Genomic DNA, 1,205 nt, shown 5'->3' on the forward strand with positions numbered 1-1,205 from the left:
CATGCGGGGTGTCCGCGGCATGGGCCCGAGGCATGCCTCGGGCGGGTTGGGCAGGACGCTCAACACCGGTCTTGCCGTGTGCGCAGGACAGCGCACACGAGCAAGCCGCGACCAAGCCCCCATGGATGGGTTCACGGCGTCCCCGCATGACCCCACCGCCCCGGCCAAGCACGGCTTCTGCTTTGATAGCACCAGCCACGAGGGGCTCCGCCGTTGGCCGTATCCGCGCCGAAGGCGCGATAATGACCGGATGGAAACCGTCCGCATCGCCACCCGCAAGAGCCCGCTCGCCCTCTGGCAAAGCGAACACGTCGCCAACCGCCTGCGCCAGGCCCATCCCGGGCTGCATGTGGAACTGGTGCCGATGAGCACCCGCGGTGACGAGGTGCTCGACCGCTCGCTGGCCGCCATCGGTGGCAAGGGCCTGTTCCTGAAGGAGCTGGAGCTGGCCATGCTGCGCGGTGAGGCCGACTGCGCCGTGCACTCGCTGAAGGATGTGCCGATGGAACTGGACGAACCCTTCGCGCTGCCGGCGATGCTGACCCGCCACGATCCAGCCGATGGTTTCGTCTCCAACCTGTACGCCTCGCTGGACGCGCTGCCGATCGGTGCGCGGGTCGGCACCTCATCGCTGCGCCGCCAGGCCCAGCTGCGCGCGCTGCGCCCGGATCTGGAATTGCTGGACCTGCGCGGCAACGTCAACACCCGCCTGGCCAAGCTCGACAATGGTAGTTACGACGCCATCGTGCTGGCCGTGGCCGGCCTGGAGCGCCTGGGCCTGGGCGGGCGCATCGTCGCGCGCCTGCAGCCGCCGCAGTGGCTGCCGGCACCGGCGCAGGGCGCGGTGGCGGTGGAGTGCGACGGTGGCAATACGCGCCTGATGGCGCTGTTCGCCACGCTTGATGACGCCGCTACGCGCGCCTGCGTGGAAGCCGAGCGGGCGATGAACCGCGCGCTGCATGGCAGCTGCCACGTGCCGGTGGCGGCCATCGCGCAGTGGCAGGGCGACGACCTGCACCTGCAGGGCCTGGTCGGCAGTGCCAGCGATGGTCGTGCGGTGCGCGCCGAGGCGGTGGGACCGGCCCGGGATCCGGAGGCGCTGGGCCAGCGCGTGGCGAAGATGCTGCTGGAAGCCGGTGCCGGCGAACTGCTGAACGTCTGAGCTACCGCCGGTAGTGCCGGCCGCTGGCCCAGCGCCTCCGGAT

Annotated in this window: 1 protein-coding gene; it reads left to right on the forward strand. The window is 70.9% G+C overall.

Annotated elements, in window-relative coordinates; genetic code table 11:
• The first annotated feature begins 250 nt into the window (after positions 1–250).
• Positions 251–1,162 (forward strand): hydroxymethylbilane synthase, encoded by a 912-nt coding sequence (gene hemC, locus VG561_RS21120; RefSeq protein WP_423179943.1) that lies wholly within the window; start codon positions 251–253, stop codon positions 1,160–1,162.
• The last annotated feature ends 43 nt before the right edge of the window (positions 1,163–1,205 follow it).

The sequence above is a fragment of the Stenotrophomonas sp. CASM110 genome, assembly GCF_049384345.1.
Lineage (GTDB): Bacteria > Pseudomonadota > Gammaproteobacteria > Xanthomonadales > Xanthomonadaceae > Stenotrophomonas > Stenotrophomonas muris.

Bases quoted from the DNA above. Each gene is read 5' to 3' on its own strand.
- hemC (WP_423179943.1), top strand. From the start codon at position 251: ATGGAAACCGTCCGCATCGCCACCCGCAAGAGCCCGCTCGCCCTCTGG.